The 24,764-nt window shown below is 61.2% G+C and carries 14 protein-coding genes; 9 read left to right on the forward strand and 5 right to left on the reverse strand.

The window, feature by feature from the left end; all coding sequences use genetic code 11:
- Position 1 precedes the first annotated feature (1 nt).
- On the reverse strand, positions 2–7,855 hold the full coding sequence (locus AC1Z36_RS13535; RefSeq protein WP_483561352.1) for a prealbumin-like fold domain-containing protein: 7,854 nt from the start codon (positions 7,853–7,855) through the stop codon (positions 2–4).
- 886 nt (positions 7,856–8,741) lie between these two features.
- Here AC1Z36_RS13535 and AC1Z36_RS13540 point away from each other — a divergent pair.
- From AC1Z36_RS13540 to AC1Z36_RS13550, 3 genes are read left to right on the forward strand one after another with little or no spacing between them, the layout of a single operon-like run.
- On the forward strand, positions 8,742–9,821 hold the full coding sequence (locus tag AC1Z36_RS13540) for an efflux RND transporter periplasmic adaptor subunit (RefSeq protein WP_146112297.1): 1,080 nt from the start codon (positions 8,742–8,744) through the stop codon (positions 9,819–9,821).
- Entirely contained in the window at positions 9,811–10,518 is a 708-nt protein-coding gene (locus AC1Z36_RS13545; RefSeq protein WP_105658038.1) for an ABC transporter ATP-binding protein, read from the forward strand. The genes AC1Z36_RS13540 and AC1Z36_RS13545 overlap by 11 nt, the downstream gene beginning before the upstream one ends.
- Positions 10,515–11,750 (forward strand): ABC transporter permease, encoded by a 1,236-nt coding sequence (locus AC1Z36_RS13550; protein ID WP_105658037.1) that lies wholly within the window; start codon positions 10,515–10,517, stop codon positions 11,748–11,750. Before AC1Z36_RS13545 ends, AC1Z36_RS13550 begins: the two co-directional genes overlap by 4 nt.
- A 189-nt stretch (positions 11,751–11,939) precedes the next feature.
- Here the strand turns inward: AC1Z36_RS13550 and AC1Z36_RS13555 are convergent, their stop codons facing one another.
- On the reverse strand, positions 11,940–13,568 hold the full coding sequence (locus AC1Z36_RS13555; RefSeq protein ID WP_483561353.1) for a hypothetical protein: 1,629 nt from the start codon (positions 13,566–13,568) through the stop codon (positions 11,940–11,942).
- 547 nt (positions 13,569–14,115) lie between these two features.
- Here AC1Z36_RS13555 and AC1Z36_RS13560 point away from each other — a divergent pair.
- The 4 genes from AC1Z36_RS13560 to hpaD all read left to right on the forward strand — a co-directional run bounded on the left by AC1Z36_RS13560 (position 14,116) and on the right by hpaD (position 19,031).
- Complete coding sequence (locus tag AC1Z36_RS13560; protein ID WP_181148882.1) at positions 14,116–15,639, forward strand: fumarylacetoacetate hydrolase family protein; 1,524 nt, start codon at positions 14,116–14,118, stop codon at positions 15,637–15,639.
- A complete protein-coding gene (locus AC1Z36_RS13565; protein WP_105658033.1) occupies positions 15,639–16,298 on the forward strand; it encodes a GntR family transcriptional regulator in 660 nt (219 codons plus the stop codon). Before AC1Z36_RS13560 ends, AC1Z36_RS13565 begins: the two co-directional genes overlap by 1 nt.
- Before the next feature lie 78 nt (positions 16,299–16,376).
- Positions 16,377–17,870: a 5-carboxymethyl-2-hydroxymuconate semialdehyde dehydrogenase gene (gene hpaE, locus AC1Z36_RS13570; protein WP_105658032.1), complete on the forward strand. Its 1,494-nt coding sequence runs from the start codon at positions 16,377–16,379 to the stop codon at positions 17,868–17,870.
- A gap of 63 nt (positions 17,871–17,933) precedes the next feature.
- Positions 17,934–19,031, forward strand: a complete 1,098-nt coding sequence (gene hpaD, locus AC1Z36_RS13575) for a 3,4-dihydroxyphenylacetate 2,3-dioxygenase (RefSeq protein ID WP_105661547.1) — start codon at positions 17,934–17,936, stop codon at positions 19,029–19,031.
- 126 nt (positions 19,032–19,157) lie between these two features.
- Here hpaD and AC1Z36_RS13580 read toward each other — a convergent pair whose 3' ends face one another.
- Positions 19,158–19,523 (reverse strand): VOC family protein, encoded by a 366-nt coding sequence (locus AC1Z36_RS13580; RefSeq protein WP_105658031.1) that lies wholly within the window; start codon positions 19,521–19,523, stop codon positions 19,158–19,160.
- A gap of 94 nt (positions 19,524–19,617) precedes the next feature.
- Between AC1Z36_RS13580 and AC1Z36_RS13585 the strand changes: the two genes are divergently transcribed.
- On the forward strand, positions 19,618–20,613 hold the full coding sequence (locus AC1Z36_RS13585; RefSeq protein ID WP_332595293.1) for a helix-turn-helix transcriptional regulator: 996 nt from the start codon (positions 19,618–19,620) through the stop codon (positions 20,611–20,613).
- Between the two features lie 79 nt (positions 20,614–20,692).
- Here the strand turns inward: AC1Z36_RS13585 and AC1Z36_RS13590 are convergent, their stop codons facing one another.
- Both AC1Z36_RS13590 and AC1Z36_RS13595 read right to left on the reverse strand, forming a co-directional pair.
- The gene (locus AC1Z36_RS13590) at positions 20,693–22,006 is read right to left on the reverse strand and encodes an MFS transporter (RefSeq protein WP_105658029.1); all 1,314 of its coding nucleotides are present in this window, start codon (positions 22,004–22,006) and stop codon (positions 20,693–20,695) included.
- A gap of 9 nt (positions 22,007–22,015) precedes the next feature.
- Positions 22,016–23,431, reverse strand: a complete 1,416-nt coding sequence (locus tag AC1Z36_RS13595) for a M20 family metallopeptidase (RefSeq protein ID WP_105658028.1) — start codon at positions 23,429–23,431, stop codon at positions 22,016–22,018.
- Positions 23,432–23,557: 126 nt separating this feature from the next.
- Here AC1Z36_RS13595 and AC1Z36_RS13600 point away from each other — a divergent pair, with 126 nt between their 5' ends.
- Entirely contained in the window at positions 23,558–24,454 is an 897-nt protein-coding gene (locus AC1Z36_RS13600) for a LysR family transcriptional regulator (protein ID WP_105658027.1), read from the forward strand.
- Positions 24,455–24,764: the final 310 nt, after the last annotated feature.

The following is a 24,764-nucleotide window of genomic DNA, read 5'->3' on the forward strand; positions in this document are numbered from 1 at the left end:
ACTATGGGTTCCGGCGACGGTACCGAAGCAGGATCAATGCTCCGGCGACAATCACCATCCCTGCAGCCCCTGCCAGCCACAACGAGCCCTGGTCAAGGCCGGTTGCCGCAAGCGGTGCTGGCGGGGCAGGTGGTGCTGCCGGCGCTGCCGGCGCTGGCGGAGCCGGAGGAACCGGTGGTGCCGGTGGCGCTGCCTGCGGAGCCTCGGAGCAAACTTCCACGTCCGCCGAATCCGAATTGTTCCCATCCTCGCCGGACTTCTCCGGTATCGAGGCCGTATTCGTCATCGTCTGGCACTTGCCGGCTACGCCGTCCAAGACCAGTTCGTACGTGAACTTCTTGCTCTGTTCTTCGGCCTTGGCCGTGCCCAGTTCCCGCGGCTGGCCGGGATTGGTGTAGTCATCGAAGACCGTCACCATTTCATCGGTGGCCGTTGCCGCCTCGAATTCCAGCGGAGCCTTGGCACTGACCGTGCGGGTTGTCCCCTCCACGTCGGTCCAGCTGGCGTTCACCGTGTTCTCGTGGCCGGTGTAGTCGGCCTCGGCAACAGGTGTTTCGAAGGTGCAGCTGTACTTCACGGTGCGGGTTTCCCCGGCCGCAAGCTCCAGCTTCCCCTCCGCCAATCCTTCGATGGAGCAGCTGGCCCCGGCGATGGATAGCTTGTCTTCCAGGAGCACTTGCGTGTCCTTGAAGTCATTCGGATTGGCCACGGTGATCTCACCGGTGACGGTGAAGTCCTGGTCTTCGTAGCCCTCCAGCATCGCCTGGACCGTGTACTTGGCCGTGGCCTGCCCGTCCGGGTCAACCTCGAACTTCGTTTCCTTCGCCTCCTTGCGGGCCGACCAATCGTAGTCCCTGACGTACTGGGCGGCGGCGCTCTTGGCGATCATCAGGCCCTGCTCAATGCACAGTTGCAGGTCCACCGAGGATTCGTCCTTGCCGTTGCCGTCGGTACTCTCATGCACTGCCGCGGTATTGGTGTATACCGTGCAGGTTCCCGCTTCGGGTTCCAGCACCTGTTCGTATTCGAACTGCATGGGAGCTTGCTGGACGTGGACTTCTCCGAGCACCTTCGGTTCGGCGCCAGGATCCATCATGTCGTCGGTGACTCTCACCGATTCGTCCGTGACTGCATCGATCGTGAAGCCGATCGGTGCCTCGGCACGCACTTCGCGGTCATCGAAGGTGGCAATCACCGTATTGACTGCTCCTTCGAAGGCATCGGTGGAGAGCCAGCTAGCGAGGTCGCATTCATACCGGGCCCCCAAGTTCTCCCCGGCATCGAGCACGACCTGCAATCCAGCGGCCGCTTCATCGGCATCTTCCATATCGATCCGGCAGCTGGTGCCAGCGGTATCGCTCCGGTCTTCCAAGGTGGCGGTGATGGAACCGAAATCATTCGGGTTCTGCACCATCACTTCACCGGCCAGCCGCAAGTTCTGCTCAACGGCTGCGGTGTTGCGAGCCTGAACCCAGTAGTGCGCGGTGAAGGTTCCATCCCCGTTCGCGGTGAGCTTGCTCTGGTCGATCCGCTTCTCCACCTCCCATTCGTAATCCAGATCCACCAGTCCCTGCGCGGTCTTCTGCAGGCCCAGGGCCTTCTGTCCGCAGAGGGTGACGGTGGTCGAATCCTCGGCCCCGGTCTGCTGGATCACCGCGGTGTTGGTGAACTCGGTGCAGGTGCCGGCCTGGGCCTGGTGGCGCAGGGTGTAGTCGAAGTCGACCGGGGTGCCTTCGGCATTCCAGATCGCTTCGCCCAGCACTACCGGCGACTCGGGATTGGTCTTGTCATCGATGACGGTGACCTGCTGATCGGTTTCCGCATCCAGCAGGTAGTCCACCGGTGCGGTTGACGTGGCCACCGAACCCTCGCCCCAGGTTGCCGTAACCGTGTTGCTGCCGTGCAGCTGGCCGGGGGTGCCCGAGCAGCTGTAAGGCAGCTGCACCGTGGCGCCGGTTCCGTCGCTGCCCACCGGGACCGCGACTTGCAGGCCCCCGGTTTGCGGATCGGCGTCCTCGGCGTCGATGGTGCACGTGACCCCTTCGATGCTGATCTCATCGGTGATGGTGGCTACCGTCGAGGCTGCTGCGAAGCGGTTCGGATTCACCAGCACGATCATTCCGTGCACTTCATGGCCGGAATCCTCCGCTCCGTCCGGGATGGCCGACACGGTGTAGGAGAAGTCGGCGGTGCCGTCCTCGGCAACGATGGTTTCGGTGCGGTCAACCTTCTTCTCCAGGTCCCACAGGTAGGTCCGATCGAAGCTGGCTTCGGCATCTTTGGCAATCATCAGATCGAGCAAGCCGCATAGCTGCACGGTCGCCTCATCCCTCGGATCCTCCCCTGCCTGGATATCGACCCAGGCGGTGTTCGTGTAGCTCATGCATTCACCGGCCGGAGCATCATGCTCCAGCTGGTACTCGATGAGCACCGGCGAATCATCGATGTCCACGGTGCGCAGCAGCACCGGCTCCTGGGGATTCGACTGGTCATCCCAGATCTCGACCTGCCGATCGATGTGGGAATCAATGGCGAATTCGATGGGCACCTGCGTGCTCGATGCCCGGTCATCGCCCCAACTGACCGTGGCGGTGTTGGTGCCGCCGCTGTAGGAGCCGGGATCGACTCCCGCGGAGACATCGCAGCTGTAGCCGACGGTGATCGTCCCGTTGGCCGGGATGCCCACCAGCGATTCAGAGGTGGTGCAGGTGACCGCGTCCAGATCGACCACGTCCTGGATCGTGGCGTCGATGCCCGTGTACTGGTTCGGGTTGGTGATGGTGATCTGGCCTTCCAGCACCCATCCCGAATCCTCATACCCGGTGTTCTCCACCTTGACCACGTAGTCCACCGGTTCGCTGGCCGCCCCGTTGGTGGTGATCTCCTGGTCTTGGCCTTCGGCCAAGGACTTGTCGATCTGCCATTGGTAGGTGCGGTCGTACGCGGCTTCGACGGTCTTGCTGATCTCCAAGGCCGCCTCGCGGCAGGCTTCGGCGAGCGCATTGTCCGTCGCGGTGAAGCCGTCATCGCCGGTGAGTGTGGCGACGTTCTCGAAGACCTGGCAGGTGCCTGCCTCCTCCACGTTCCACGTCACCGAGTAGTCCCGGCTTTGCGGCCCATCGGCCACATCCACTGTCCACGCCGGATCGAACTCGTGGGCGCTGTCCGTGATGGTGACCGTGTCGTTCAGCGGCGTCTGGTTCCAGTCCTGTTCCGAGATCCCCACGGTGTCCGAGTCCTGGCTATTGGCCGTGCTCAGCGCCTGGGCGTCCCAGTCCACGGTGGCGGTGTTGCTGCCTTCGTAGTCCGGTTGGGATGCGAAGGTGCACGAGTAGGCCATCACCCATTGGGCCCCTGCGGGGATCACCGTCTGGAAGCCGGCTTGCTCGGCGGACATGTCAGCCACCGCTTCGCCCTGCACCCCGGTGATCGTGCAGGCCACGTCCCCGCCGACATCGGCGAAGTCCTGCACCGTGACCGGCGCGTCCTGCCAGTCGTTCGGGTTGGCCAGCGTGATTTCTCCGCTCATTGCCCAATTGCCGTCCTCGTGGCCTTCGGGGGTCACGGTGATCCGGTAGTTCGCGGTGGCTTCGCCGGTATTCGGGTTGGCTGCCAGCGGTTGCCCGGAGAGCAGTTCCTTGTCCAGCGACCACAGGTAGGAGCGGTCGAAGGAGGTCACGGCGTTCTTGGCGATATCCAGATCTGCTCCGGCGCACACCGTGGTGCTGGCCGAAGCCGTGTTCTCCTTGCCCTCGCCGGTGGCCTCATCGAGCACCGCGGTGTTGGTGTACTCGGTGCAGGTTCCGGCCACGCCCTGCAGTTCCAGGTCGTATTCGAAGGCCTTCGGCGATTCCCCGGCCATCGCGGTGCCCAGCACCACTTCCTGGCCTTCTACGGTTTGGTCATCGGTGATGGCGACTTCGCCGTCGGTCAGCAGGGCCTGCTCGAACCCGAAATCGACGTCCGTTTCAGCTTGGCGCTCCTGGCCCCAGGCCACGGTTGCGGTGTTCGTGTACTGGGCGGTGATGTCTGTGTCCGCCGGGACCTGGCAGTTGTAGCCCAGGGTGGTGCTTTCCCCGTCACCGAGCACGAGCTGGAAACCGCCGGCGCTTCCATCCGCATCGGTGCCCTCGATGGTGCAGCTGGCCGACGGGATGGAGAGCACATCGGTGACCGTGGCCGCCAGGTCCCCGACTTGCGTGTTCGGGTTGCTGATGGTGATGGTCCCGGACACCTGCTTCGCGCTGTCCTGCGCTTCGCCGGCGGTGGCCACTACCGTGTAGTGCGCGGTGACCGTGCCGTTGCCGGCGACCGTGAATTCGCTGCGGTCCACCTGCTTGTGAAGCGACCAGTCGTAGTCGCGTGCGTAGCTGGCGTCCACGTCCTTGGTGATAACCAGATTCTTCTGGTCGCAGATGCCCACGTCCTGCGAGTCCTCGATGTCCTCGCCGGCCAGATCCACCCACGCGGTATTCGTGAAGACCAGGCATTCATCACGCGGCACTTCGTAGGTGATCTCGTAGCTGAAGCTCTGCGGGGCGTCGGCGTAGTGGACCGTGCCCAGCAGTACCGGGTCCCCGGAAGGATCAGCCTGGTCATCCCAGACGCCAACTGATTCATCGGTGCTCTCATCCAGGGTGAATTCGATGGGTACCGGCTGGCTCTCAGCCTGCAGCCCATCACCCCAGGTGACCACCGCGGTGTTGGTGTGGCCGGTGTAGTCGGCCTCCGCCACGGCCGATGCATCGCAGTTGTAGTCCACGGTGATCGAGCCGCTGCGCGGCACCACCTGCTGCATGCCTTCCATTCCCGGATTCGTGTCCTCGGCAATGATGGTGCAGGCGGCCGAGAGGGTATTCTCGTCGCTGATCGTCACTTCGAGGTCTTCGAATTCGTTGGGATTGGCCACGGTAATGGACCCGGAAAGCTGCTGCCCAGAATCCTCGTAGCCGGTATTGTCCACCAGCACCGTGTAGTGAACGGTGGCGGTTCCGTCTTCCTCGACGACGGCATCTGGCGATTGGCCCTCGGCCAGCTGCTTGTCGATGCTCCACAAATAGGTGCGGTCATAGGAGGCTGTCACGTCCTTGGTGACGGTCAGCCCTGCCTGGCGGCACGCTTCGACTTGGGCGTCATCGCTCTTGACCAGCTGGTTGCTTCCGGTGATCGTGGCGGTGTTCATGAAGCTCTGGCACTTGCCGGCTTCCTCCACCGTCCAGGTGTATTCATAGGTCCGAGTCTGCGGTCCATCGGAGTAATTGATGGTCCAGGCCGGATCGAATTCATGCAGCGGGTCGGTCACGGTCACCGTCTGGTTCAGTGGTGTCTGCGTCCAGTCGCCTGCATCCACCGGTACAACTTCGGTGGCGCTGCCCGAAGCGGTGGAGGCCTCGCTGGAGGACCACGTCACTTCGGCGGTGTTGCTGCCCTCGTAATTCGGCTGCGATCCGAAGGTGCAGCTGTAGCTGAAGGTCAGTGTTTGGGAGGCATCCAGTGTTGCCTGGAAGCCCGGTGCCACCGGATCGGCGTCCAGCGTGTCCGGTTCGCCGGCAATGCCGACCACCTGGCAGGTTGCGTCCCCGCCCACATCGACCTGGTCGGTGACGGTCACGTCAATGGCTTGCCAGTCATTCGGGTTGGATACCGTGATGGTTCCGCTCATGGCCCAGTCGCTGTCCGAATAGCTTTCGGGAGTGACAGTGACGGAGTATTGCGCGGTGAATTCGCCGGTTTCCGGATCCGCGGTGAATGGCTGCTCGCCTACTGCGTCCTTGGCGATGCTCCAGTCGTAGCTGCGGTTGAAACTGGACACGACCAGCTTCTCGATGGCCAGGTCCTGGCCGATACAGACTTCCACGGTGGCATTGTCGGTCAGCGTTTCGCCGTCGTCTGCGGCGAGGCTGGCGATGTTCTGGTAGTCGGTGCATTCTCCGAGCACGCCGTCCCACTCGATGGTGTACGCGAAGGACTTCGGGCTTTCCCCGGCTGTAACGGTGTTACCGCCGGCGATGCCCGAAAGGTCGATTTCGCTATCGGTAACGGTGACTTCATCGTCGGTCACCGTTGGCGAGACGGACGCGAAATCGTAGTCGGCCGAGGCGCTGGCTTGGCCATCGGTGCCATAGTAGGCCTCCGGGTCCCAGGTTGCACTCACCGTGTTGGTGCCGTCGCTGGCGGCACTGGTTCCCTCGGGCAGGTCGCATTCATAGGTGAAGGAATTCTCGCCGGGCTGGATGGTCACCGGATTGGCGATCGGCGATCCGCCAGCGGAGATGACGCAATTGGCGCCATCGAGCTGGTCGGCCAGCGTGATCCCGGACATCTCTGTGTCATTCGGGTTCATCACGGTAATGGTGCCGGAGAGCTGGAAGTTGCTGTCCTGGGCCTCGCTGGCGGTGGCGACCACGTTGTAGTCGACGTCCACTCCGGTGGCCGTGGCCTTCACTGTGGCTTGCTGGCCCTGGGCCAGCGACTTGTCCAGATCCCAGTCGTAGTCGCGGTCATAGGATGCCTGCACATCCTTGTGGACCGTGAGCTCGTCGTAGGTGGTCTTCGTATTGGTGAAGGTACAGGTGACTTCATCGTTGTCGCCCAGCTCGAAGGTGATGGCCGAACCGCTGCGGATGGCGGCGGCGCCGGTGCAGGCGATCGAGGAAAGATTCCAGCCAGCTGGCAAGTCCTCTTCGGTGACGGTGATCGTAGCTGGCGCCACGGTGTAGGTGACGCTCTGCGGCAAGCTCGCGCCGGTATCGGAATCGGCACTGTCATCGAGGTTGAATGATGTCGAGTCGCCGAAGCGGTCCTCGGCGAGGGTGAAGTCGAAATCCGTGCCGTCGGCAGGAACCGCGTCCTTGATGACGGTTACGGAACCGGCTTGGACCGCACCGGCCTGGATCTGGTTGTCGCGTTGTCCAACGGACTTGCAGTTCAGCGATGAGATCACGACGTGATATGGCGAGCCGTTGATGGACGACGCACCGGTTCCCGATCCGTGGTCCAGCTCGGAGGCGATGTGCGCGTCGAAGTAGAGGGTGACACTTGATTCGTCGCCTTCTTCTCCGTCGACCATCAAAGTGATGAAGACGGTGTCGACGCGGTCGTCCCCGCTGCCTTCGTCGATAGTCCAGCCGGCGATCATCGCGCCGTCCACAGTCTCGTTGAGCAAATAGTCATAGGCCCATTTGCCTGCCTGCTTGACCTGGTACTTGATGACCAGCTCGTTCTCGCCTGCCGGCAGGGTCATTTCCAAGCGTTGGTGGACCACACCGCCTTCGTAGAGCCCGTCGTGGACATTGCCGTTGGCGTAGTCGGGCATCTCATCGGATTTTTGCCTGAAGGTGTTGATGGCGCCTTCATTCTCGTTGTATTCGCAAATCCGCGGAGCACCTGGCTCAAGGGCAGCGGCCGTGATCGGCTCGCGGGCCGCTGTCGAGGACCCGGTAGAATCTTCCGATTCCGAAACTTCGGCCTTCGGCTGCGCAAGTTCCGGTGAAGCCTTGTCCACTGGCTTCTTCTCTGTCTTGGGCGCAGCTGATTCCACAGGTTGCGCTTCGGGTGCCGGCTGCGTGGTTTCCACAGCTTTTGGCTTTTCTGGCTTCTGAGTTGCCGGTGCCGGTGCAGGGACGGACTCGGGTTCGGCCGCTGCTTCTTCCTCTGGCGCCGAGGTCTTGGCACTGACTTCTGCTTTAGCAGCAGGCTGTTCTTCCCCCGTGTCAGCCGTGGACGATTCGTCGGCTTCGGCCTTGGTTTCCTCGGCCGAGCCGGTGGCCAGGACCGATTCAGAGTTCTCCGGTTCAGTCCCCTGCTGTGTGGCCTCGGCTTCTTCCCCAACAGAAGTTTCGGCAGCAACTGCCATGCCCGGAATGGTCATGACAAAGCACAAGGAAATCGACGAAATTATCGCCAAGCATGCTTTTAATAATCTGTTTAAAGCTGTTTTACGGCGCAAATTTGGCACAAAAGTGCCACGCCTTTGATGCCTAGACATTTCTCCCCCATACAAGAATGTCCTGAGTGGATCGCGCGGCGTGCAGGAGCGATCCACCCGAAAAAGAGCGAGCTATAGTAAGGCTTTGACCTCAGATAATGAAAGCCTGGCCCATGATTCAGCCACCCCATGTGGCTCAACTGCTCAGGATAAGTTCCCCAATGCACCTAAAGATGCGAAATGAATGCGAGTGTTTCAATTCGTCTTTAAATCCCCCAATTCAAGACAACGATATGCCGACATCCTACGCCGGCATTCGGCTTTGTGCCAGCAAATGGAAGGAAATAAATTTGGCTGAAAATGAAGCAATCGGTGCACTTCTTTGCCCATGGATTAAACGTGCTTGTCACCTGCCAAATTCACGATTCAGGCCCTAGGGGACAGCAATGAAGGTCGATGCTCTGCGACAGCGGCTTTGGCACCCCCGCTCGCCCGCGGCACCCGAGAGGCTTGGCAGAAACCGGCCTGGCGCAATCCTGCCGACCCCGGGGCCAGAGCAGAAGCAATGGCACTACGCCTCGGGAGCTCCACATCCACCGAAGAGCTCCGCGGCATCGAGCCCCGGAGACTGCCCCGCTTCACCCCGGGACGTCGAGAAGATTCACTACGACCTTCAACTACTAATTTGAGTACCCTGTCTGACCTGCAAAGTAAAAATAAATCTCAATCTGATAAAGGTTGCGTGTTTTCTCCGTTTGAGCTTGGTAGTTGCTGAACACTTTGGTAATCATTGAATGGTGAAAAGAGCAACCCTATGAGCCAACGACGCGCGTTCCGTCGCATATTACTTCCCGCTGCATGGCTAGTTATCGGCGCCTTGATCGCCGTCAGCCTCGTGAAACTCGCGTTTGCCGGCGGCACTGCCAGCGCCGACGATGACCTGTTCCCCACCGGAGAGATCCCGGCAGAGACCATCTTTGCCGAGAAAGCCACGGTAGAGAACAAGCTGTCCATTCCCGGAACCATTAAGCTCACCGAATCGAAAGAGCTGAATGCGCCCGTGGACGGCGTTGTCAATTGGGCTTTCGTCAAGCCAGGCGACAATGTCTCCCTCGGCGATCGAATCTTCCAGGTCCGCGCCGAATCCCAGCCAGAGAGCGTTGAGGCCAACAACACGGATAGTGAAGGTTCACAAGACGAGCAGCAACCGCAGGAAGCTGCACCAGTGGTGAAGTACCACGACGTCTACGCAACGGCCACAGGCAAGGTCGGCGCTTTCCAGATCGAGGTTGGCGATGACGTCACCAAGGGCACGGCAATCGGCGCGATCCAACCCCAAGAATTCTTGGCCGCCGGTTCAATCGATCCGTTGGACCGCTACCGGTTGCTCGATGAAAGCCTCGAAGCAACGATCACCATTGACGGCGGACCGGAGCCATTCACCTGCAAGGACCTGTCTGTCGGTGACAGCGCTTCGAAGAAAACCAGCGCCGGCTCCGCAGACCAGGACATGGAATCGCAGATGGATCCAATGGCATCCGGAGAATCCACGGAGAGCTCTTCGGGCAGCGAGATTTCTTGTGCCGTACCTGCAGACATCGTGGTTTTCGACGGCCTGAGCATGAACATGGAAATTGATGCAGGCACCGCCGAGGACGTATTGACCGTACCGGTATCGGCTGTTCGCGGCCTGGTTGGCCAGGGTGCGGTGTGGCGGCTGGATGAAAACGGCAAGGAAATCCGCACCGAGGTAGAGCTTGGCGTGACCGACGGAAAGGTCATCGAGGTGATTTCAGGACTGAAGGATGAGACGGAAATTCTCCGCTTCGTCCCAGGATCCACCCCGGCACCTGAAGAAATGATGGATATGGAGTCCTACTCAGATGAGTGGTGAGCCATTGCTGAAGCTCGAGAATGTCACGCGCAGCGTCCTGCTGCCCGATGACAGCGAGCTGCATATCCTCAACGGGATTGATCTCACGGTGTCCGAAGGCGATCACATAGCCATTGTCGGCCGTTCGGGTACGGGCAAGTCCACGCTGCTGAATATCCTTGGCCTGCTTGATCGGCCCACCAACGGTAGCCTGCTGTGGCGAGGCAAGGATGCGACCCGGCTGAGCGCCAAACAGGCGGCCCATGCACGCGGGCGCGACCTCGGTTTCGTTTTCCAGCAGTTCAACCTTCTGCCCGGACGCACTGCCCTGGAAAATGTCATGGCTCCACTGATGTACGCCGGTGGACGCGACTTCTGGAATCGGCGCAAGCTAGCAACCGAGTCCTTGGAGCGCGTGGGACTGGGCAAACGCTTGGATTCAATGCCCCAGACCCTCTCCGGTGGTGAGCAGCAACGTGTGGCCATCGCTCGCGCCCTGGTCCGCCGGCCACGAGTCGTACTGGCCGATGAGCCCACCGGTGCCTTGGATGTCACTACCGGACGTGCGGTGATGGATCTCTTGGATTCCGCCACGGTTGATTCCGGCGCTGCCCTGATCACCATCACGCACGACAGCAATGTTGCGGCCTTGGCCCGAGAACAGCTGCAGTTGGATGGCGGGCGGCTGCATCCGCTCAGTGAGGTGGCGGCAAGATGAAATCCTTAACTCGCTTAGGAACCGGTTTTGTTGCTGCGCTGCTGGAGGCATGGCAGGAACTGCGTATTCACAAGTTGCGCGTCTTGCTCTCCTTGGTTGGTGTCACCATTGCGGTGGCCTCGTTGACTACGGCATTGGCCGGAGCTGGCATGGCGCGTCAGATGATGACCGAAAGCCTTGAAAGCGAGGGTCGGCCAGCAATGATTGTTGTCTACGCCTACGACCCGAACTCGGATGCTGGTCCTGCGGGCAACGACCAAATCGATGAGGCCTTTCAAAAGACCAGTGACCGGTTCAAGGTCGAGCACACCACCATGATGGGACGCAGCTACGACCAGAAAGCTTCAGCCCAAGGGCTGAGCCTTGATGCCGAGATCATGGTGGTTGATCCCGACTACGCTCCAATGCACCGGTTAGTTGTTACTGACGGCCGCTGGCTGGAAGCCGAAGATGCACAGAATCTTGCCCCAGCGGCGGTGGTTGACCACACCTTCATCAAAGAATTGGGACTGGAAGGCCAGCGACTGCCTTTAACCGTGGATTTGATGAGCAATGGGAACACCGTCTCAGTTACGGTCATCGGAACCACCAAAGCATCTAGCTACGGCATGGGCGGCAAGCTGTGGATGCTGCCGGCCACCTATGAGCACTGGTTCGGCATGCAAGCTCCGCTCAATGAGGTCAGCTACAAGCTGTGGGTGCCCATCGAGGGATCCGAAGAGCTGGCCATGCACTTCGGCCAGCAAATGCAGGCAGAACTTCCTGGTCTCACAGTTGATGCGCACCGCGAAGATTATCTGATGTGGGGTGCTGATGCGAGCTTGAAGATGTTGACCATGGTGGTTGCCGGGATCGCAATCATCATCTTGCTGCTTGGTTCCCTGAGTCTGCTCAATGTTGCCATGGTGACCATGAAGCAGCGTATCCGCGAAGTGGGTATCCGACGCAGCTTCGGTGCAACAACCGGACGCGTATTCTTCTCGGTGATGATGGAAAGCGTCGTGGCCACGGCCGTAGCAGGTGGCATTGGCGTGCTCATCTCCGTTGCCTTGGTCTCCAACGAGAATCTGCTGAATATGGTGATGGCTACCGAGCTGGATCAAATGCCGGCATTCCCTATCGGTGCGGCCCTACTTGGCATGGGAGTTTCCATCGCCGTAGGCGCACTGACCGGTGTGCTTCCCGCGCTGGTGGCAGCCCGAGTCAAGATTGTGGATGCTATTCGCGTCTAATATGCAGATGCCGCTAAGGCGCTGGAACGGAAACATGACTTCCGTTCCAGCGCCTTCTGCGTACCCCTGGTGAGTCGGCTGATTAACTGCGGTAGCCGAGGACCGTTGAGAAAGCCTCCGTCGCCGAGGTCGCAAACCAAGAGGTTCTTCTCCAGCTCAGTGGCCGCGAACTGTGTTGAGCTGATCTGTTTATCCCTTGTTCACGGCAGGGAGGGATTCGTCGCTGCGCGATGCGCCTCCGGACGCGCGATTTCTATCCTTCTTCCTCTTTCCATCTTCCGTCTTCATCCAAGCAATCAACCCGATAGTAGTGACAGCAGCGATGCCGATCCAAATAGTTCCCCAAAGTGTGGATAACTGGATCCCCAGACCTCCGGTAACGGTGAAAATCAGTGTGGCCGGCAGGAATATAAACGCAAAAATATTCACTCGGTGACTGAACTTCTCACGCTTAACCGCCTCTTCGCGCAGTTGTTCGGCTCGTTCGCGATTCACCTGCTCTTCTTCGGCGCGCTGGCTGGCTTCCAGATAATCCATGATGGATTTCTGCTCGATCAGTGAATGCTTGATTCTTTCTTCCAGCATGCGCACGTTCTGCATGGCTTGCAGCACCCGAGTTGCAGATTCACGTCCGGGTATCTCCTGCAACCAGCGCTTGCCGTGGAACTCGATAAACCTTTTTTGAATGTCCTTGTATCGCTTAAGCGAAGCAGCGGAATCCTCAAGGTTTCCGGTTGCCGCTAGATTGGCCAGGTGTCCGGCGCGCTGGGTCAAGAATTCATCTTGCTGCATCGTCAAGACCGCCAAATCGACGAAGACTGAATGCGCTAAGGCCACCGTATGCCCAGTCTCTGCGATCCAGTGTTCAGGATCGCCATCCGGACGGGACTGGGCAACAATCCCCATCCCCCGATCACTGCACCAACCAATTGACGGGCCAAGGGAGACTTGGGCTTTGCTAACTCCGAGGTCGGACCAGTCGCTCAAAGTTGGCTTAGGCGTGGCGGTTTGAGCAATGCTCAGTGCATGCGCCCAGCGCACTGCAGGGTTGTCCATCGCGCTCGGTCCGTGCCAGTGTTTTTGGCACTGAGGAATCTTGTCTTGCGGAATAAAAGTGGAGATCGTATAGATGTTCCCCCATGGATCCTGCTTGTCTTTTGATTGCAGAGCGCCGCCATTATTCAGTTCTACTGCCAAGCCTGCTGAACGCAAGGCGTTGTTTACACCCGCTCGCAAGTCCTTGCCATCGATGTTTGTGCCCGGCAGTAGCCCAGCACGAGTCGGCCGGTGCAGCGCAGAGGTCACCCAACCCGGGGTTTGCAATGCCTCTTTCGAAAGCTTCACGTGCAAGGCGACGTATTCAGCGTTGCCGGCTCCTGTTTCCGCCTCACTACGAGAACGTGAAATTCCAGCGATCCGGATACCGGCGCCGGTCAGCTTGCTGATTACCTTCTGGTTGTCGAAAGCAAACGTTGGAGCACCCGATAGTGCTTGCTTCGCGTCGGCAGTCATGGCCAGGAAATGAGGTCCGACCGAAGTCTTGTCGAACCAGCTTTTTGATGCTTTATGCAGATTTCCCGCGTCGTTTTGGAGAAACTCAGAGGTTTCGCTTTGCAGAACTTTGCAGAACATCTTCCACGTGATATCCGCGGCATTCGACGGAACCCACCACAAGTTTCCATCAGGTTCCGTGATCGAAGATGCCGGAACTCTGGCGACCAACGCCACGGATCCCCACATCCAGCTATTTGCGTGGACCTCGGTAGGGTGCGACGGCAGGGTCGAATCAATCACGCCTGTGTTTTGACCTGAAGACATCTTTTTCCTTGCACTCTCATCTCAGCGAGTTTCGGATATTAAATACACTCCCCATAAATACAGGCTATCTACAATTACCCGGCATGCAGGAGGGAGCAACGGAATATTTCTCGTGAACAATCCATAACTCCACCTACCCTCACCCTCAGTGAACTGGCCGATTTCCATGATCGGCCGAAAAGAGCCTGCCGTAGCTCGGCTTCGGTTCGCGAGCGAGCTTGCCCCTGCCGCCCAGCTGGCAAGAGGATAGCGCCGGTCGGGCATCCTTTGCCGGCTACAGGGCAACGATGGCCATGCAGGGAATCCGGCATCAGATCGACTGGCTAGCCAGGATTCCAGCTATCGATTGTGTGCTGCAGTACATCCGTTCCGGCGCCCCGCAATTGTCCATTTCGAAACATTCCCGCTCCCGGAGAATTCCGCGTGATCTTGCGGATTCCCAGGCCTTCACGGTAATCATTTCCAAAGATTTCCAAAGCCCGCTTGACACCGTTTGAGATTCGGCGCACACTGATCGTATACGATTTGATGTACGAGATGATGTTCGATGAAAGCAGGCCGATCAACGGTGAGCAATATTGTCCCAGTAACCGAAGAGACCTTCGCGCAGGCAGGCAAGATCCTGGCCGTACACCTTAGCTACTCCTCGCGTGCGGCGCAGCGCGGACGCACCCCGAAGTTCCCCAGCTACTTCATGAAGGCCACCAGCTCGCTGGCCGCCAGCGGTTCCACCGTGGAACGCCCAGCTGGCACCGAGCTGCTCGCCTTCGAGGGCGAGATCGCACTGATCATCGGCAAGACCGCTCGCCGCGTCTCGGTAGACGAAGCCTGGGGCTACGTCGGGCAGGTCACCGCATCGAACGACCTCGGCGTGCACGACATGAAGTACGCGGACAAGGGCTCGAACATCCGCTCCAAGTCCGGCGACGGCTACACCCCGGTGGGTCCCAACGCCCTGGATGCTGCCACCTTGGATCCTGCCAAGCTGCGCGTGCAGACCTGGGTCAACGGCAACCTCGCCCAAGACGCCGACACCTCCGAGCTGCTCTTCTCCTTCGCAACCATCATCGCCGACCTGTCCCAGCAGATGACCCTGCAGCCAGGTGACATGATCCTCACCGGCACCCCGGCCGGCTCCACCGTCTTCTTCCCCGGCGACGTTGTCGAAGTCGAGGTCACCGACCTGGTCTCCGGCGCCACGACCGGCAAGCTGGAGACCACCGCCATCGAGGGCACCGCGGCCTTCGCCGCTTTCGGCAACCAGCCAAAGGTCACCGACAAGGACAAGGAAGATGCCTACGGCGATCGCGAGACCGCCGGCATGGCCCCGATCATCACCGGCAAGGACGTGCTGACCGACAAGGTCCGCGAGCAGCTGGCTTCGGTGGCTACCGCCACCTTGTCCGCCACCTTGCGCAAGCGCGGCCTGAACAACGTGAACATCGAAGTCCCCGGTGCCACCAAGGGCATGCAGCGCGTGATCGGCACCGCCCGCACCCTGCGCTACATCCCCAACCGCGAGGACCTGTTCAAGGCCCACGGCGGCGGCTACAACATGCAGAAGCAGTCCATCGACTCGCTCAATGACGGCGAGATCCTGGTCATGGAAGCCCGCGGCGAAACCGGCTCGGCCACCCTGGGCGACATCCTGGCCCTGCGCTCCCAGCAGCTCGGCGCCGCCGGCATCATCTCCGATGGCGGCGTACGGGACCTGGACGCCGTGTCCAACCTGCAGATCCCGGTCTTCTACAACGGCGCCCACCCAGCGGTTCTCGGCCGCAAGCACGTGGCCTGGGACAAGGACATCACCGTGGCCTGCGGCGGCGTATCGGTGCAGCCAGGAGATGTGATCGTGGCCGACTCCGATGGCATCGTGGTCATCCCGCCAGCAATGGTGGCCGAGGTGGCCGCTGAAGCCGCGGTGACCGAATCCAATGACGAATTCATCTTCGCCATGGTCCAGCGCGGCCACGGCATCGAGGGCCTGTTCCCGATGAATGATGCGTGGAAGAGCAAGTACAACGCCTGGAAGGACGCAGGCAGCCCGGATCTGGACTCATGGTCGCTGTAATGACCGCCTCCAAGTCCGAAGCCGCCTACCAGCTGGTTTCCGAGCGCATCGTCAACGGGGCATACTCCCCCGGCTACCGGCTGGTGCTGGGCACCATTGCCGACGAGCTGGGCTGCTCCGTGGTTCCGGTGCGCGAGGCGATCCGCCGGCTGGAGGCCGAGGGCCTGGTGCACTTCACCCGCAACGTCGGGGCGACGGTGGCCCACGTGGATTCCACCCTGTACCTGCACACCATGCAGACCCTGATGGTCATCGAGCCGGCCGCTACCGCGCTGGCTGCCGATGCCATGGATGCCGCCTGGCTTGCCAAGGCACGGGCGCTGAACGAGAACATGCGCCAGTGCCTGGAGGATTTCGATCCGGTGGCCTTCACCCGGATGAATACCGAATTCCACCAGCTGCTCTACGGCCAGTGCCCCAATCCGCACATCCTGGACCTGGTCCAGCGCGGATGGCGCCGGCTGGCGGCCATGCGGGCCAGCAGCTTCACCCACATTCCCAACCGGGCTCGCGCTTCGGTTCAGGAACATGAGGCGCTGCTGGATCTGATCGGCAACCATGCCACCCCGGCGCAGATCGAAGCCGCCTGCCGGGACCACCGCTCGAATACGCTCAACGCCTATTTGAAAGCGGCCGGCATGGCACCTAGCGCCATCTAGCCAGCAGCACCGAGAACTTTCATAGATTTGCCACAACCCATCCGGTGAAAACACCGGAACAGCACGAAAGGAACTGCCATGAGCAAGCACTTCGTACCGGAAAACCTTCCGACCCACCTGCAGCACTACATCAACGGCGAATTCGTTGACTCCATCGGCGGAGCCACCTTCGACGTGCAGGAACCGGTAAGCAACACCAACTACGCCACCGTGGCTTCGGCACAGCCCGAAGACGTGGACCTGGCAGTTGCCGCCGCCAACAAGGCCTTCAAGGAAGGCCCTTGGGCCAAGATGCTGCCACGCGAGCGTTCCCGCGTGCTGCACAAGATCGCTGACATCGTCGAATCCCGCGACGAAGAGCTCTCGCTGCTCGAGTCCTACGACTCCGGCCTGCCGATCACCCAGGCCAAGGGCCAGGCCCGCCGCGCCGCGGAGAACTTCCGCTTCTTCGCCGACCTGATCGTCGCACAGGTGGATAACTCCTTCCGCGTCCCGGGACGCCAGATGAACTACGTGAACCGCAAGCCCATTGGCGTCGCCGCGCTGATCACCCCGTGGAACGTTCCATTCATGCAGGAATCCTGGAAGCTGGCTCCGGCCATCGCCACCGGCAACTCGGTGGTCCTCAAGCCTGCCAGCTACACCCCGCTCTCCGCTGGCCTGTGGCCAGAAATCTTCCGCGAAGCCGGCCTGCCAGAGGGCGTCTTCAACCTGATCTTCGGTTCCGGCGGCGTCGCCGGCGACTACCTGGTCAAGCACCCGGATGTGCCACTGGTGTCCTTCACCGGCGACTCTTCCACCGGCGCCACCATCTCCACCGCGGCTGCGCCATTTTTCAAGGGCCTGTCCCTGGAGCTGGGCGGAAAGTCCCCTGCAGTGGTCTTCGCCGACGCTGATCTGGAAGCCGCCCTGGACGCCACCGTCTTCGGCGTGTTCTCGCTGAACGGCGAGCGTTGCACCGCCGGTTCCCGCGTGCTGGTCCAGCGCGATATCTACGATGATTTCGTAGCCAAGTTCGCAGAACGCGCCAAGAACATCCGCGTTGGCCTGCCGAGTGACCCGAAGACCGAAGTCGGTGCACTGGTGCACCCTAACCACTTCGAGAAGGTCATGGGCTACATCGAGATCGGCAAGACCGAAGGCCGCTTGCTGGCCGGCGGCGGCCGTGCCGAAGGCTTCGAAGAGGGCAACTACGTTGCTCCGACCGTCTTCGCCGACGTTGCCCCGGATGCGCAGATCTTCCAGGACGAGATCTTCGGCCCGGTTGTTGCCATCACCCCGTTCGACACCGACGAGGAAGCACTGGAACTGGCCAACAACACCAAGTACGGCCTGGCAGCCTACGTGTGGACTTCCAACCTGAAGCGCGCGCACAACTTCGCGCACCAGATCGATTCGGGCATGGTGTGGCTGAACTCCAACAACGTCCGCGACCTGCGCACCCCATTCGGCGGCGTGAAGGCTTCGGGGCTGGGCCGCGAAGGCGGCTACCGCTCGGTGGACTTCTACACCACCCAGCAGTCCATCCAGATCACCCTGAACGAAGCGCACTCCCCTAAGTTCGGCGTCTAGGAAGCACGCGCTTCCCGCCCCTAGTTTTTCTTGCTTGCAAAGGAGCAAATCATGAGCAAAGAGATCGCAAACCCGATCCCAACCCCTTCGGTTCCAGCACCGGATATCCTGCGCTGCGCCTACGCTGAACTGGTCGTCACCGACCTGGAGCGCTCGCGCAAGTTCTACGTGGACGTACTGGGCCTGCACGTATCCTACGAAGACGAGAACCAGATCTACCTGCGTTCCTTCGAGGAATTCATCCACCACAACCTGGTGCTGACCAAGGGCCCGGTGGCAGCACTGAAGGCCATGGCTTTCCGTGTGCGCAGCGCCGAAGAGGTCGACAAGGCCGAGGCCTACTACAAGGAACTGGGCTGCCGCACCGAGCGCCGCAAGGAAGGCTTCGTCAAGGGCATCGGCGATGCACTGCGCGTCGAGGATCCACTGGGCTTCCCGTACGAGTTCTTCTTCGAGACCACCCACGTTGAGCGCCTGCACATGCGCTACGACCTGTACTCGGCCGGCGAACTGGTCCGCCTGGACCACTTCAACCAGGTCACCCCGGACGTGCCGCGCGGGCGCGCCTACCTCGAGGACCTGGGCTTCCGCGTCACCGAGGACATCCAGGACGACGAAGGCACCACCTACGCAGCCTGGATGCACCGCAAGGGCACCGTGCACGACACCGCTTTGACTGGCGGCAACGGCCCGCGCCTGCACCACGTGGCCTTCTCCACCCACGAGAAGCACAACATCATCCAGATCTGCGACAAGATGGGCGCACTGCGCATCTCGGACCGCATCGAGCGCGGCCCCGGCCGCCACGGCGTCTCCAACGCGTTCTACCTGTACATCCTGGATCCAGATGACCACCGCATCGAGATCTACACCCAGGATTACTACACCGGCGATCCGGACAACCCGACCATCACCTGGAACGTGCACGACAACCAGCGCCGCGACTGGTGGGGCAACCCGGTTGTTCCATCGTGGTACACCGAAGCTTCCAAGGTCCTGGACCTGGATGGCAACGTGCAGGAAGTCATCGAGCGCACCGATGACTCCGAGCTGGAAGTCACCATTGGCGCCGACGGCTTCTCCTTCACCCGTGCCGGTGACGAAGACGGCTCGTACCATGGCCAGGCTTCCAAGGGCTTCAAGCTGGGCAACCAGCTCTAAGCCAGGCAAGCTCTTCTAGACCCAGAGCTTGGCAGCTTCCCTGAGCTGCAACACAAGAATCCCGGGACATCAGCGAATTTCTTCGCCGATGCCCCGGGATTCTGCTTTTATTGGCCACGCTAATTCCTAGTCCATCGGCGAGACCCTGATCAGGTTGCCATCTGGATCCGCGGCAACAAAGGTCCTGCCAAAGACTTCGTCGTAAGGTTCTTGCACGATGCGCACTCCCTTGGCGGACCATTGGCGGCAAGTTTCGTCAACGTCACCGCCGGAGCCGGGGACCATCAAACCCACCTCGCTGGTGCGCGGGGTTTCCGGGACCGCATCTTCATTCTTGCCGGACCACACAGCGAAGCTCACCTGCTCGCTGAGGGCGAATGCCACATAGCGCGGCGAGACGAAGACGGGATCCATATCGAACAAATCGCCATAGAATTCGGCAGCTTTCCGGGCATCCTTGACATAAACGAGGAACAGGTTCGGGCGGGGCATCGGGGACTCCTGGGATCAATGAATTAGTGGACATTAGCAGTCCACCAGAAAATCACGACAGAACATGTCTTCTTTTCTGGGATACTTGGAGGTCATGAAAGCTTCCAGGCTGTTGCACCTGCTCTTGCTGTTGCAGACTCGTCAGCGCATCAGCTCCTCGGAACTGTCCCAGACGCTGGAGGTCTCGCGACGGACCATCCTGCGCGATGTCGAAGCGCTGTCCATGGCTGGCGTCCCTGTCTACGCCGAGCGCGGGCGCCACGGAGGAATCGCCTTGCTGCCGGGCTCCCGATTGAATCTGGCCCATCTGGAGCCGCCGGAGCTGGAAGCCTTGTCCGTGGCGGGGCTCGATGAACGGCATTTGGAACTTCTGGGCTTGCGGGACGCACATGCTACGGCGGCGCGCAAGGTCGCGCTGAAGCAGGACGCAGCTCCAGCGGCCCATCCCCGGGCTACGTTGGCCGATATTGTCATGGTGGATAGTTCTGCCTGGCTGTCGGGCCGGAGCCTGCTGGTCGATATCGCGGATCTGGCAACCGCGTTGCGGCTTCGGCGCCAGCTGCGCATCAAGTATCGGCGCAGTACCGAGGCGCACCCAGCGTTCCTGCTCGTGGATCCCTATGGACTCGTGGCCAAGTCCGGTCGCTGGTATCTCGTCGCCGAACAGCAAGGTGAGCAGCGGCTGTTCTCGTTGGAGCGGCTCTACTCATTCGAAATCCTGCAGGCGCCGGCAAACTTGCAGGTCGATGCCACCCTGCGCACGGTGTGGCTCTCGCTCAAGGAACGCACAGAGGCACCCGGGGACGTGATGATCACGGCCCGCCTGCGTGCAACTCGACTGGATTTGGCCCGGCGAATCTTGGGCGAGCGTCTCCGGGACGTGGACGCAGCCGAAGGAGGGTGGTACCCGATCACTATCGTGTTCCGGCAAATCCAAGACGTGCGCCAACTGCTCCAATTTGCCGACCATATCCACGTAACTGGTCCCCCAGCGGCACGTGACATGATTCGCGCGCTGGCCACCGATCTGGTTTCGCGCCATCAGGATCCATCCGCCGCACCGGTGCCCGGAGAGCCGGATCGTTCGTGATCGTCGCGAGCGCGCAAAGGCCGGCAACCGCTGCGGTTGCCGGCCTTGTGCTTCCTGCGCTGCTTCACCAGTGACGGGGTCAGCGCACCGCCCGGAAACGGAAGGCGGAGCCCAGCGCCGCGATGCTCACGATGGCCAGCACCGCCAGGTAGTAGCCCGGGGCAATCGGCTGGCCAGTGGCCTCGATCAGGAAGGCGCAAATCATCGGGGTGAATCCGCCGAAAATCGCCACAGAGGTGTTGTAGCTGAAGGACAGGCCCGTGGCCCGCGACGAATCGCTGAAGACATCAGCCATCACCGACGGCAGCGCACCGAAGTACAAAGCCTTGAGCAATCCCAGGATGACCATTACGACCGCGAGGACCAGGAAGGTCTTGCCCGCAATCAACCAGAGGAACAGCGGGATGGTCAGCAGCATGATCGCCAGGGCGGCGGGAATCATGATGCGCAATCGTCCGAAGCGGTCCGAAAGGTGGCCCACCACTGGCGTGGCGAAGGTCAAGATCGCCCCGGAGATAATCAGCGAGGAGAAGGAAACGGTAGGGCTCATGCCCAATTGGCTGATGCCGAAAGTCGGCATGTACTGCAGCACGAAGTTCAGCGCTGTCGAAATAGCCAGCGCTCCGCCGGCGATGAACACCGAGGCCTTGTTCGAGCGGAACAGCTCGCGCACCGGGGCATGCACCGCGTTCTTGGCGCTGTGCCGATCCCCCGGGGCCGCTTCGGGCAGCGGCGCTTCATCGACGTGGCGACGGATCCACCAGCCGGCAGGGCCCACCAGCAGACCGATGAAGAACGGTATGCGCCAGGCCCAGTCGTTCATCTGCTCCGTCGTGAAGATACTGGTCAAAGCGACCACCGTGATGGCAGCCATCATCGCGCCCAGGCCTTGGCTTGCGAACTGGAAGCTGCCCAGGAATCCCTTGCGCCCCTTGTCCTGCGCCAAGAGGTACGAGGTGGCGGCACCGAACTCGCCACCGGCGGAGAAGCCCTGGATGAGCCGCCCCAGGATGAGCCCCAGCGGAGCGAAGATGCCGATGGTGTCGTAGCCCGGCAGCAGTGCAATGATCGCCGTACCCACTACCATCAGCCTGATAGTGAGGATCAACCCCTTTTTCAAGCCCTTGCGGTCCGCATAGGATCCGAGTACAAGTCCACCTAGAGGGCGGATCAGGTAGGAGATACCGAAGACCGCAAAAGCCTGGATGACCTCTACGGCCGGATTTTCCGAGGGGAAGAAGTTGTGGCCGATATAGATTGCCAACAGCGCATAGATGGCCATGTCGTACCACTCCAGCGCATTGCCAATGGTGGCTGCGGCGATACCGCGAGCGGTGGACTGGCGTCGGGCCGGCGCTGTCTGGTCTTTAACTGGTAATTGCTGATTTTCCATGCTGGAGTCCTAGATCTTCTCGCTGCTAGCCGCTACCGTGCGCGGCAAGGTCGTGTTCGTTGCCAGGTCATGGAAGAGCCCGCACATCATTTTCAGTCCTTGGCGCAGCACCGGCTCCAGGGCGTGCTCGTTGGGCCCGTGCTGCTGGCACCCCGGATAGGAATGCGGGACCCACAAGGTCGGCAGGCCAAGCGTCGATTCGAAGACCGCATTGGGCAGCGAACCGCCGATATTGGGCAAGACCACCGCGGGCACGCCGGTGCTCCGCTGGATGGACTCGCTGGCCCAGCGCACCCAAGGGTTGTCGGGGTTGGTCCTGCTGGCCGGGAAGCACTGTCCCATGGCCAGCTGCACCATCGGGTAGCCGGCCTCGTCCAGTGCCCGCCGGATCGCCGCTTCCAGCCCCGCCAGATCCGTTCCAACGACGAAGCGCAGTTGCAGGACCGCCCGGGCCTCACCCGGGATGGCATTGACCGGCCGGGCGACGTCGGCCGATTGCAGCGCGATCACCTCCAGGGTATTCCAGGCGTAGAGCCGTTCTGCCGCGCTCAGCCTGGTGTCGCCCCAGCCGTCGGCCAATTGCGGGTCCTGCGCTCCTCCGCCCACCTGCACCGATTGGAGCGCTTGGCGCACCGAGTCGGGCAGTTCGTCGGGAAGCAGCCCTGGTACTTGGATACGCCCATGCCCATCGACCAGTGCACCGATCGCGCCAGCCAACGTGGTTGCGGGGTTGCGCAGCAGGCCGCCCCAATTCCCTGAATGATAGCCGCCCGCGCGCAGCGGAATGCTGAGTTCGAAGGTCGCCCCACCCCGTGCGCCAAGGAATATCGTGGGTTCCTGGGCTGACAATCTGGGGCCGTCCGAGGCGATGAAGAGATCTGCGGCGAGTTCTTCGCGGTGCGCCGCGGCGTATTCATCCAGCTGCGGGGACCCGATTTCCTCGCCGGCTTCGAACAGGAAGACCGCGTTGAATCCCAATTCCCCGCGCTGGGCCAGCAGCATCTCGAAGGCCTTGAGGTTCACCAGGTGCTGGCCCTTGTTATCCGCCGCGCCGCGTCCGTACCAGCGCTCGCCCTGGGCATCCAGCACGAAAGGATCGCGCCCCTGCTCCCATTGCCCCGCTTGGCCGTCAACCACATCGGCATGCCCGTAGCACAGCACCGTAGTGTAATCCCGATGTTCTGTGCGAACCGCGCGCAGGAAAGAATTGCCCGATCCCCGCCAGTCCAGATCAAGCCGCACAGTAAAGCCCATGCCTTCGAGCCTCGATCGTAAGTTCTTATCCAGATATGAGTTCGTTGCAACCCTCTGGCTGGGGTCGGTGCTGACTGTCGGGCAGGCAACCAGCTCGGACAAGTCCTCGAACAGCTCCCCCGAGTCGACATACTTGTCCGCAGCTACTAGCAAATCTTCTCTATTCGGCATGATTTCTCCCCGCTCGGCGTGTTGTACTGTAGATCACATTAGGAGATGGGCGCGACGGGAACCAGTGCCGTTTCGTGCATCAGGTTTGAGTTAAATGCAAAATGCTGATCGAACGGGAACAAGAGAATGCAAACATTGCCAACGGCGCTGCGCTACTTCCATGAGGTGGCTAGCACGGGATCTATTTCCGATGCCGCCGAATCGCAACATGTTTCCGCGTCGGCGATCAGCCGGCAGATCAGCCAGCTCGAACGCCACGTCGGCGCGGCAATTTTCCGCCGCCATGCCCGCGGCATGGAATTGACCGATGCCGGGGTGCTGCTGCTGGCCCATACCCGCCGCATGCTCTCCGAAGGCGAGCAACTGGCTCAGGATCTGAGCGAGCTCTCCTCGGGGGCTTCACGAGTCATCGAGGTGGCCAGCTCGGAAGGACTTGCTGCCTCGGTGACTCCTCGCGCCGTCTCCGCGTTCTGCAAGGAACATCCCGAGGTGACGGTTCACCTGAGCGTCTTGCCCTCGGCCGAGGCCACCAGGCAGGTTATCGAAGGCACTGCGGATCTCGCGACGATCTTTGCCCTGGGCCCGCAGCGCCATGTAACCGTCGAGCATTCCTGCCCAGCTCCGGCTTATGCCGTGGTTTGCGCCGACCACCCCCTGGCTGAGCGGACGCAGCTGTCGCTGGCCGAGCTCTGCGAGTACCCGATGTCCATGCCGGCCAAGGGCATCACCCAGCGCGAGCTTTTTGACATCGCCACCTCCATGGCCGGACTCACGCCGAAGATCGCGCTAACTACCGATCACATCAATCCGGCCATGGAGTTCGCGCGTTCCGGCGCGGGGGTGACCTTGCTCAGCCGCTTCGCTCGTCGCGATGGGCTGAGCCAAGGGCTGAGGTTCATCCCGATTGACCATCCGGCTCTGGCCGAACGCAGCGCACAGATCCTCACCATGCCGCGACGACGGCAACCAGCCTTGGTCAGTGCGCTGATCCAGCAGATCACGGCCCTGATGCAGGAATACTGATCAGGGAAGAAGGCGGCCTCGCCGCAGGGGCCGGCATGGGATTCTACTGGCCGAACAGCGGCCCCAGCTAATGGGTGGCGGTGCGGCACGGAGGCAGTCGCATGTACCGTGATGGCCCCTCCGAGGGATCGCTGATTGCCGGAGGCTTCGCTCGTCGGGTGCACCCGGGATTCGAACGGCGAGTATTTGCGCAGGCGGAGCCGAGCGAGCGCCGGAAGCGTTCGGAGCAGTCGTGGTTGACGGCGCTCTTCCTGATCGTGATGACGTGCTTTCCTAGGTGCCTTTCGAGCAACTGTCGGCCCAATTGATG

The sequence above is a fragment of the Glutamicibacter sp. BS14 genome, from assembly GCF_056934375.1.

What these genes read in the sequence shown, in the direction of transcription:
- AC1Z36_RS13580 (WP_105658031.1), bottom strand. Translation starts at nt 19,523, where the DNA reads ATGCCCCGCCCGAACCTGTTCCTCGTTTATGTCAAGGATGCCCGGAAA.
- AC1Z36_RS13545 (WP_105658038.1), top strand. Translation starts at nt 9,811, where the DNA reads ATGAGTGGTGAGCCATTGCTGAAGCTCGAGAATGTCACGCGCAGCGTC.
- AC1Z36_RS13550 (WP_105658037.1), top strand. Translation starts at nt 10,515, where the DNA reads ATGAAATCCTTAACTCGCTTAGGAACCGGTTTTGTTGCTGCGCTGCTG.
- AC1Z36_RS13595 (WP_105658028.1), bottom strand. Translation starts at nt 23,431, where the DNA reads ATGCCGAATAGAGAAGATTTGCTAGTAGCTGCGGACAAGTATGTCGAC.
- AC1Z36_RS13560 (WP_181148882.1), top strand. Translation starts at nt 14,116, where the DNA reads ATGAAAGCAGGCCGATCAACGGTGAGCAATATTGTCCCAGTAACCGAA.
- hpaE (WP_105658032.1), top strand. Translation starts at nt 16,377, where the DNA reads ATGAGCAAGCACTTCGTACCGGAAAACCTTCCGACCCACCTGCAGCAC.
- AC1Z36_RS13540 (WP_146112297.1), top strand. Translation starts at nt 8,742, where the DNA reads ATGAGCCAACGACGCGCGTTCCGTCGCATATTACTTCCCGCTGCATGG.
- AC1Z36_RS13565 (WP_105658033.1), top strand. Translation starts at nt 15,639, where the DNA reads ATGACCGCCTCCAAGTCCGAAGCCGCCTACCAGCTGGTTTCCGAGCGC.
- AC1Z36_RS13585 (WP_332595293.1), top strand. Translation starts at nt 19,618, where the DNA reads ATGAAAGCTTCCAGGCTGTTGCACCTGCTCTTGCTGTTGCAGACTCGT.
- AC1Z36_RS13535 (WP_483561352.1), bottom strand. Translation starts at nt 7,855, where the DNA reads ATGGCAGTTGCTGCCGAAACTTCTGTTGGGGAAGAAGCCGAGGCCACA.
- AC1Z36_RS13590 (WP_105658029.1), bottom strand. Translation starts at nt 22,006, where the DNA reads ATGGAAAATCAGCAATTACCAGTTAAAGACCAGACAGCGCCGGCCCGA.
- AC1Z36_RS13600 (WP_105658027.1), top strand. Translation starts at nt 23,558, where the DNA reads ATGCAAACATTGCCAACGGCGCTGCGCTACTTCCATGAGGTGGCTAGC.
- AC1Z36_RS13555 (WP_483561353.1), bottom strand. Translation starts at nt 13,568, where the DNA reads ATGTCTTCAGGTCAAAACACAGGCGTGATTGATTCGACCCTGCCGTCG.